Here is a 9205-nt window from a genome sequence, read left to right as displayed (position 1 = left end):
CGCGCGCTCCCGCCGCAGCGGCACGGGCAGCTGCGGCATGCGGGCGGCCGGCGTGCCGGCGCGTTCGGAATAGGGGAAGACGTGCAGGAAGCTGAGCCCGGCCTCCTCGATCATCTCCAGCATCTCGGCGACATGCGCCTCGGTCTCGGTCGGGAAGCCGGCGATGAGGTCGGCGCCGAAGGCGATGTCGGGGCGCAGCGCACGCGCGCGGCGGCAGAGCGCGATGGCATCCGCCCGCGAGTGGCGGCGCTTCATGCGCTTCAGGATGAGCTCCGCGCCGTGCTGCAGCGACAGGTGCAGATGCGGCATGAAGCGCGGCTCCTCCGCCACCAGCCGCCAGAGATCGTCGTCCATGCCGGCGGGATCGAGTGACGAGAGCCGCAGGCGCGGCAGATCGGGCACCAGCGTCAGTACGCGTCGCGCGAGCGCGCCGAGCGTCGGGCGGCCGGGCAGGTCGGCGCCCCAGCTCGCGATGTCCACGCCGGTCAGCACGACTTCGCGCGCGCCGGCTTCGACGAGCGCGCGGACCTCCGCGACGACGGCGCCGGCCGGCGTGCTGCGCGAGGGGCCGCGGCCATAGGGGATGATGCAGAAGGTGCAGCGGTGGTCGCAGCCGGTCTGCACCGGGACCAGCGCGCGGGCGCGCGGCTGCGGCGCGGCTGGCCGCGTCGCGACGCCCCACTGCGCGGGATCGAGTTTGCGGGTGTTCGGGATGACGCGCGCGACGCCCGGCAGCGCCGCCCAGGCGGCGGGCGCGATCTCCGCGGCGCAGCCGGTGACGAGGATCGGGCGGCCCGGATGTTCCCGCGATGCCTTGCGGATCGCCTGGCGCGCCTGCGCCTCGGCCTCCGCCGTCACCGCGCAGGTGTTGACGATGATGGCGTCGGGCTGCGCGGCGAGCGCCAGCGCGCGCATCGCGTCCGACTCCTGCGCGTTGAGCCGGCAGCCGAAGGTGAGGACCTCCGGCGTCATCCGAAGCGCGACAGGTCCAGCTCGCCGGTGAAGGCGGTGGCGACGGGGCCGGTCATCAGGACATGGCCGTCGTCGCGCCATTCCATCTCGAGCGGTCCGCCCGGCAGCTCGACCGTGGCGCGGCGGCCCGTCAGGCCGCGGCGCGCGGCGTTGACGATGGTGGCGCAGGCACCGGAGCCGCAGGCGAGCGTGATGCCCGCGCCGCGCTCCCACATCACCAGCCGGATGCGCTCGGGCGACAGCACCTGGGCGAAGCCGATGTTGGCGCGGTCGGGGAACAGCGCGTGGCGCTCCAGAAGCGGGCCGATCTCCGCGACGGGGATCGCGTCGAGGTCCTGCACGAAGAAGGTCGCGTGCGGGTTGCCCATCGAGCAGGCGGCGGGGTCGGCGACCGGGCCGAGCGAGATCGGCAGGTGCAGCGTATCCATCTCCCGCGCGAGCGGCACGTCGCGCCAGCCGAGCCGCGCGGGTCCCATGTCGGCGCGCCAGAGATCGCCGGGGAGACGCTCGACGGGCAGGTCGCCGGCGATGGTGCGGACCACGACGCGGTCACGGCCGAGCTCGTCGGCGACCAGGCTCGCGATGCAGCGGGTGGCGTTGCCGCAGGCCCCGGCCTCGGAGCCGTCGGGGTTGCGGATGCGCATGAAGACGTCGGCGCCGGGCGGTGGCGGCTCCATGACGATGAACTGGTCGCAGCCGACGCCGACATGCCGGTCGGAGACGGCGGCGGCGAGGGCCGGCGTGACGGGCAGGTCGCGGGCGCGCGCATCCAGCACGACGAAGTCGTTGCCGAGGCCGTGCATCTTCCGGAAGGCGACCATGATGGTGCGGATATAGAGGGCGCGGGGTGGCGCCGGAACCCGCGCAGCCGGCAGGTCAGCCCGGAGGGCACGCATGCCCGAGCTGACGGCGGCAGAGCGCGAAATCCTCGCATTATGCGCGCAATTCAGAACATTTTTCTTCCGATTGCGCCCGCGAGCCACCCCACATAGATGGACCTTCCAAATCCGGTCCAGGACCCCGCCATGTCCCGCATCCATGTGCTGCACGAGAACGACGCCTGGGTGGTGCCGCTGCGCTCCGCCTTCGAGGCGACCGGCGCCCCCTTCGAGGAGTGGTTCCTCGACACCGGGATCCTCGACCTGACGCGCCCGCCGCCCGAGGGCGTGTTCTACAACCGGATGAGCGCCTCCTCGCACACCCGCGGCCACACCCATGCGCCGGAATACGCGGGCGCGGTGATCGAATGGCTGGAGCGGCACGGGCGCACCGTGGTGAACGGCCGCCGGGCGCTGCAGCTCGAACTCTCCAAGGTCGCGCAGTACCAGGCGCTGGCCCTGCACCGCATCCCGACGCCGGAGACCATCGCGGTGGTCGGCACGCAGCACATCCCGGAGGCCGCGGCGCGGCTCGGCTACCCGCTCATCCTGAAGCACAACCGGGCCGGCAAGGGGCTCGGCGTGCGGCTGGTGCACAGCGCGGCCGGGCTGGCGCAGGCGCTGGACGCCCTCGCCGCCGACCCCGACCCGCATGCGCAGCCGCGCGACGGGGTCTGGCTGGTGCAGCGCTACGTCGCGGCGCCGGAGCCCTTCATCACCCGGGCGGAGTTCATCGGCGGCCGGTTCCTCTATGCGGTGCGGGTGGACACCTCGGAGGGCTTCGAGCTCTGCCCCGCGGATGCCTGCCAGATCGGCGAGGGCGCGGCCTGCCCGGCCGTCGCGCCGGGGGAGAAGTTCCGGATCGTCGAGGGCTTCTCCCACCCGCTGATCCACCGGATGGAGGCCTTCCTGACGGCGAACGGCATCGGTGTGGGCGCGATCGAGTTTATCACCGACCGCGAGGGCCGGACCTTCGCCTACGACGTCAACACCAACACCAACTACAATGCCGAGGCCGAGCGGCGGGCCGGGCGCGAGGGCGCCAGGACCGGCATGGGCGCGGTGGCTGCGCATCTGCACGCGCTGCTGGGCCAGCGGGTGGCGAAGGCAGCCTGACGCCACGGGAAGGGCGCCGCCTCCGCGGGCAGCGCCTCTCCCCCGGCGCCCGCCTGCAGGCCGGCGCGGGGGGGGGCCGGCTCCGGCCCCTCCCCTTGGCGACCGACGCACCCGGGCGTCACGCCGCGAAAAGATACTCCTGGCTGTTGAAGCCCTGCACGGCGAACTGGCTCTGGAAGAGGTCGAGATCGGCAAGCGGCAAGGTGAAGGTCCTGTCGACCAGGCTGTCGTCGATGATCGGGATCTCCTTCAGCAGCGCGAGATGGGCGCCGACATTGAAGCCCAGCTTCGTGGTGTTGGTGAGCTTGACATCGGGCGTCAGCCCGAAGGCGAACTCCATGAGCTGGTCACCGTCGACATCGAGGCTCGACGCGTTCAGGAAGCTGCGGCCCTCCGCGAAGTTGAAGGTTTGCTCGCTGCCGTTCTCGAGCTTCAGCGTGCCGAGGAGGCCCGCGGCCAGGAGCTGGAAGGCTTGGATGAAGTTCAGCCCGCCAGTGAGGTCGACGTCGAGCAGCTCGAAGTTATCGTTGCTGACGGGATCGGGGTCGATCACCGCCTCGATCGGCGCGAAGAGCGGGAAGACGTACGCGGCGAGCTGATCAACGTCGAGATTCAGCGTCAGGAAGTTGTTGCTGGCATTCTCGGACGACAGGGCGTTGCCGGACGGCGTGCCGCTGCTGGTCGAGATGTGGGGCCAGTCGATGATGATCGAGATGCCGGCAAAAGGCGGCTGCGGGAATTCGTATGGACCTACGCTCGCGCTGTCGAAGGTGAAGAGATTCTCCGACTCGTCGAAGGACGGCAGGGTCAGGTCAAGGTCGGTCAGACCGGTGAAGTCGAGGTCCGAGCTGATGCTGCCACGGAAGCTGAACTTGGCGATGGCGTCGAGCGAGAACGAGCCTTCCGGTCCCGTCGTTTGGAAGCTCGCGCCGCTTGCGATCTTCACGTCCGCCGGCAGGATCTGCAGCACGTCGGTCGTCTTGTTGTAGAGCGTGCGGACGCTGACGTCCAAGGGTAGGGTGACGTCGATGTCGCCGGCCTGGAGATGCACCTTCGCCTGGAGCCCGAACTTGATGGTGGTGTCCACTTCGACGGTGACGGGAATGACGGGCGGAACGTAAGGGAACACCGGATTCGGAACGAAGAAGTCCACGCTCGGATCGAAGCGCTCGTCGATGCCGATGAACTGCTCCTTGTCCAGCGGCGCGCCGCCACCCGTTCCCCAGATGCTCTGGTCGAGCGATGCGAAGTTGACGATGCGCGAGGTGTCCTTGACTTCCAGCTCGATCAGCTTCGATGCGGTGGCCGAGGCCGTGTCGGGATCTCCGTTGCCCTTCTCCTCGGAATAGGCGGTGACATCGAGGTTGAACTTGCTGCTGACATCCGTCGGCAGCGTCAGGGTGACGTAGGCTTCGACCTTGTCCGGCTGCCCTGCGGGATCGAGCGTACCCGTGACGGTCTTCGTCACGTTGCCGGGGACGCCACCGATGACAATCCGGTCGATGAACTCCGACCCGTCGATATCGGAGGCGGAAGCCGTCACGTGCAGCCGCACCTGGTTGACCGGATCCCCGGCCTGCGCGGCCAGCACCTGGACGTCGAAGCTCGGCGCGTCGGCCACGGGGATGATGTGCAGGTCCACGGTCGCATGGTCCTGCCCGCCGTTCCCGTCGTGCACGCAGTACACGAAGCTGTCGTCGATGCTGTTGGATACGAGGTTCAGCCCCGCATAGTCCTTGCTCGGGGTGTAGGTCAGGCTCTTGCCGTCGGCCGCCACGGTGACCGTGCCGTGCTGCGGGGCAACGACGAGATTGCTGTCGATGGTGAGCGGCCGTCCGTCCGGGCTCTTGTCGTTGTTCAGTACGTCGATCGTGACGGATGTATCCTCATGCGTCGTGGCGAAGTCGTTCACCGCGTCCGGAGCCGCGGGAGCATAGGTGACGATCTTCTCCGAATCCCGTCGCTGCTTCGCGCCGGGCGCGCCGATGCTGGTCACGCGGGCGCCGACCTCGAGATGCGCCAGGTCATCGAGGTTCAACAGGGCGCCGGTCGTGGACGAAAGATAGAAGGTGACGGGCCCCGAGAGGTCGTCACCCTTTCCGATGCCCTCCGTCCCGAAGGAAGTACCGATGTCGAAGGGTGACGTGGCGCCCTGCATGTTGTCGCCGTTGCCGAGGTCGATGACCTCGTTCGCCTTGATCGCACTGCCGGTCAGGGTGGTGTCCCCGCTCACCTGCAAGCTGCTCAGCGCGGCCTCGTCGTAGTGAAGGAAGAAGCCGCGCAGGTCCCCCGTCAGGCTCGTCGTGTCCAGCACATCGATGACGAACATCAATCTGCCGGTCGGCTGCCCCGGGCCCGTCTCCTCCTCCGTGATGGTCACCTGGACGCCGATCAATCCGGGAATGGTGAAGCTGATCTGCCGCGGGCATTCGTGCATGGCGCTCACTCCCTTCCCTGCGTGGCCCGCTCGGACGCGGGCGACGCTGCCGGTCCAAGCAGCGGGGCGCCCTCAATGTGCGCGCCAAGCTGCACAGGTCTTTTAGAAGCGAAGTAACCGCGGGAGATACTTTAACGATCAGGTCGGAACATTCTGCCCCAACCCATTGGTTCTGATATTTCCGCCCAGAAATCCTAGTGACCTTTATGCAAACGCAGCGATATCTTTCGCCTTGCACGCACACAGAGCGCCGCACCTTTTCAAGCTCTCTCGCGCCGGTTTCATCACGTTCGCGGCACGGGACGGGTGCTGGCGCGCGGGCGGCGTGTCCGCCGGTCAGACGTCGGAGGCGTGGCGTCTGCCGCTCCACGACGCTTGCCAGCACTCCCTCGCCGCCCTATACGCCCCGCTCCCCGCGCCGTGGCCCCATGGACATGCCCGGCCGGCCCAGCCCCCCCGCCGCATGGTGCGGCCCCCGGTTCCGCCGGGGCGCAAGGTGGGGGGCATGACCCCGCAAGGAGGGCCAAATGTCCAAGATGAAGACGAAGTCGAGCGTGAAGAAGCGCTTCCGACTCACCGCCACCGGCAAGGTCAAGGCCGGGCATGGCTTCAAGCGCCACATGCTGGCCAGCAAGTCGCCCCAGATGAAGCGCCACAACCGCGGCACCTTCGTGCTCGAGAAGCAGGACGGTGACACGGTGAAGCAGTGGCTGCCCTACGGGCTGGATCGCTGAGCGGGAGGCGCTGAGACATGGCACGCGTCAAGCGGGGCGTTACCAAGCACGCCCGTCACAAGAAGGTCCTGAAGCTCGCCAAGGGCTATGTGGGCCGGTCCTCCACCGCCTACCGCCCCGCGCTGGAGCGGGTCGAGAAGGCGCTGCAATACGCCTACCGCGACCGCCGCACGAAGAAGCGCGAGTTCCGCGGCCTGTGGATCCAGCGGATCAATGCCGCGGTGCGCGAGCACGGCCTGACCTACAGCCGCTTCATCGCGGGCCTGAAGGCGGCCGGCGTCGAGATGGACCGCAAGGTCCTGGCCGAGATCGCCTTCGACGACGCGGCGTCGTTCGCCGCCATCGTCGAGACGGCGAAGGGCGCCCTCCCCGCGCAGGCCTGATCCCGTCACGGGATCGGTTTTTCGAGACCAAGAGGGCCGTCCCCTGCGGGGGCGGCCCTTTGCGTATCCGGAGCCGACGATGTCAGACGACCTGGCGACACTCCGCGCCGAGACCGAAGCGGCGCTGGCCGCGGCTGCCGACCTGCGCACGCTGGATGCGGTGCGCGTCGGGGTGCTCGGCAAGTCGGGCAGCCTGAGCGGGCTGCTCAAGGGGCTCGGCGCCGTCGCCCCCGAGCAGCGCAAGGAACGCGGCGCCGCGCTCAACCGGCTGAAGGCCGAGATCGAGGCGCTGCTCGAGATGCGACGGACGGCGCTGGAGCAGGCGGAGCTCGAGGCGCGGCTGAAGGCCGAGCGCGTCGACGTCTCCCTCCCCCCGCGCCCCTACGCAGCCGGCACCGCGGCCGATGGCGGCATCCATCCGATCAGCCGCACCATCGAGGAGCTGACGGCGATCTTCGGCGCGATGGGCTTCCGCGTGGTGGAGGGCCCGGACATCGAGAGCGACTGGCACAATTTCGGCGCGCTCAACATCCCGGACCACCATCCGGCGCGACAGGATCACGATACCTTCTACCTGCCCGGCACGATGCCCAACGGGCACCGCACGGTGCTGCGCACGCAGACCTCCCCGCTGCAGATCCGCACCATGCTGGGCGAGGAACCGCCGATCCGCATCATCGCGCCCGGCCGCACCTATCGCGCGGATCACGACGCGACGCACAGCCCGATGTTCCACCAAGTGGAAGGGCTGGTGATCGATCGCGGCATCACGCTCGGCCACCTCAAGGGCTGCCTGATCGACTTCCTGCGCGCCTTCTTCGGCATCAGCGACCTGCCGGTGCGCTTCCGTTCCTCCTACTTCCCCTTCACCGAGCCCTCGATGGAGGTCGACATCGGTTGGAACCGGAAGACCGGCGAGCTGGGTGGCGGCGGGGACTGGCTGGAGATCCTGGGCAGCGGGATGGTGCATCCGAAGGTGCTGGCCAATTGCGGCCTCGATCCGCGCGAGTGGCAGGGCTTCGCCTTCGGCATGGGGATCGAGCGGATCACCATGCTGAAGCACGGCATGCCGGATCTGCGGCCCTTCTACGAATGCGACCTGAGATGGCTCCGTCACTACGCGGCGGACCCGCTGGCGCCGGCGTCGCTGCACGAGGGCGTGTGAGATGAAGTTCACCCTCTCCTGGCTGCGCGAGCATCTCGACACTGACGCGTCGCTCGAGCGCATCACCACCACGCTCTCCGCCATCGGCATCGAGGTGGAGGGTGTGCACAACCCGGCCGCCGAGCTCGGCAGCTTCCGCATCGCGCGCGTGATCGAGGCGGTGCAGCACCCGAATGCCGATCGGCTGCGCGCGCTGCGCGTCGATGCCGGCGACGGGCGCGAGCTGTCGGTCGTCTGCGGCGCGCCCAATGCGCGCACCGGCATGAAGGGCGTGCTCGCCCTGCCCGGCGCCTTCATCCCGGGCACCGGAATCACGCTGAAGCTCGGCGAAATCCGTGGCGTGAAGTCGGAAGCGATGATGCTGTCGATGCGCGAGATGGGGCTCGGCGACGACCACACCGGCATCGTGGACCTGCCGGAGGACGCGCCGGTCGGCGAGACCTACGTTACCTGGGCCGGGCTCGACGATCCGGTGATCGAGATCAAGGTCACGCCGAACCGCGGCGATGCGCTGAGCGTGCGCGGCATCGCCCGCGACCTTGCCGCCGCCGGGCTCGGCACGCTGAAGCCCTGGGAGGTGCAGCCCGTCGCGGGCGCCTATCCCTCGCCGCTGCAGTGGCGGATCGACGACAAGCGCGCCTGCACCTGGGTGCTCGGCCGCGCCGTGCGCGGCGTGAGGAACGGGCCGAGCCCGAAATGGCTGCAGGACCGGCTCGTCGCGATCGGGCTGCGCCCGATCAACGCGCTGGTGGACGTCACCAACTTCTTCACCTTCGCCTATGGCCGCCCGCTGCATGTCTTTGACGTGGCCAAGGTCGCAGGCCCGACGCTTTCCATGCGCATGGCCCGTCCCGGCGAGGAGCTGGTCGCGCTGAACGGCAAGACCTATGCGCTGACCGACGAGGACGGCGTGATCGCCGACGCCAACGGCGTCGAGGCGCTGGGCGGCGTGGTGGGCGGCGAGCATTCCGGCTGCGACGAGACAACGACCGAGTGCTTCATCGAATGCGCGCTGTTCGATCCCGTGCGCATCGCGCTGTCGGGCCGTCGCCACGACGTGCGCAGCGATGCGCGGAGCCGTTTCGAGCGCGGCATCGACCCTGCCCTGCTGCCGAAGGCGCTGGATGCCGCGACGCGGATGATCATCGAGCTGTGCGGTGGCGAGGCGTCCGAGGTCTCGGCGGCCGGCGCGGAGCCCGGCTGGGCGCGCAGCGCGACGCTCCGCTTCGAGCGGATCGCGGGTCTCGGCGGGCTCGACCTGCCGGCCGGGGAAGCGGAGCGGCGCCTGACGGCGCTCGGCCTCTGCACCGTCGCGCGCGAGGCGGAGCGCATCACCGTCGCGGTGCCGCCCTGGCGCAACGACATCGCGGGCCATGGCGCGCTGGACCAGGATCCGGCGCTGCCGGCCGACCGCGCGCGCCAGGCCGCCGAAGGCTGCGCGGCGGTGGAGCCGGAATGCGACCTGGTGGAGGAGGTGCTGCGGCTCGGCGGGCTCGATGCCGTGCCGCCCGTCTCGCTGC

Annotated in this window: 8 protein-coding genes; 5 read left to right on the top strand and 3 right to left on the bottom strand. The window is 69.6% G+C overall.

The window, feature by feature from the left end; all coding sequences use genetic code 11:
• Both L2I40_RS12910 and dapF read right to left on the bottom strand, forming a co-directional pair.
• On the bottom strand, window positions 1–972 hold a 972-nt coding region (locus L2I40_RS12910; protein ID WP_237215366.1), incomplete at its 3' end, for a MiaB/RimO family radical SAM methylthiotransferase.
• Window positions 969–1796, bottom strand: a complete 828-nt coding sequence (gene dapF, locus L2I40_RS12905; protein ID WP_456305742.1) for a diaminopimelate epimerase — start codon at window positions 1794–1796, stop codon at window positions 969–971. The genes dapF and L2I40_RS12910, both read right to left, overlap by 4 nt.
• A gap of 201 nt (window positions 1797–1997) precedes the next feature.
• Between dapF and L2I40_RS12900 the strand changes: the two genes are divergently transcribed.
• A complete protein-coding gene (locus tag L2I40_RS12900) occupies window positions 1998–2966 on the top strand; it encodes an ATP-grasp domain-containing protein (protein WP_237215365.1) in 969 nt (322 codons plus the stop codon).
• Window positions 2967–3084: 118 nt separating this feature from the next.
• Here the strand turns inward: L2I40_RS12900 and L2I40_RS12895 are convergent, their stop codons facing one another.
• Window positions 3085–5403, bottom strand: coding sequence for an Ig-like domain-containing protein (locus tag L2I40_RS12895; protein ID WP_237215367.1), 2319 nt, complete (start codon window positions 5401–5403; stop codon window positions 3085–3087).
• Window positions 5404–5930: 527 nt separating this feature from the next.
• Between L2I40_RS12895 and rpmI the strand changes: the two genes are divergently transcribed.
• The 4 genes from rpmI to pheT form a co-directional block, all read left to right on the top strand.
• Window positions 5931–6137 carry a 50S ribosomal protein L35 gene (gene rpmI, locus L2I40_RS12890; protein ID WP_237215364.1) on the top strand — a complete coding sequence of 69 codons (207 nt, stop codon included), beginning with the start codon at window positions 5931–5933 and terminating at the stop codon, window positions 6135–6137.
• Between the two features lie 17 nt (window positions 6138–6154).
• Entirely contained in the window at window positions 6155–6520 is a 366-nt protein-coding gene (rplT, locus tag L2I40_RS12885; RefSeq protein ID WP_237215363.1) for a 50S ribosomal protein L20, read from the top strand.
• 79 nt (window positions 6521–6599) lie between these two features.
• Entirely contained in the window at window positions 6600–7685 is a 1086-nt protein-coding gene (pheS, locus tag L2I40_RS12880) for a phenylalanine--tRNA ligase subunit alpha (protein WP_237215362.1), read from the top strand.
• Window position 7686: 1 nt separating this feature from the next.
• On the top strand, window positions 7687–9205 hold a 1519-nt coding region (gene pheT, locus L2I40_RS12875; RefSeq protein WP_237215361.1), incomplete at its 3' end, for a phenylalanine--tRNA ligase subunit beta.

Origin of the sequence: Falsiroseomonas oryziterrae (assembly GCF_021864505.1) — a bacterium.
Taxonomy (GTDB): domain Bacteria; phylum Pseudomonadota; class Alphaproteobacteria; order Acetobacterales; family Acetobacteraceae; genus Falsiroseomonas; species Falsiroseomonas oryziterrae.
This window is presented reverse-complemented; position numbering and strand designations above follow the sequence as displayed.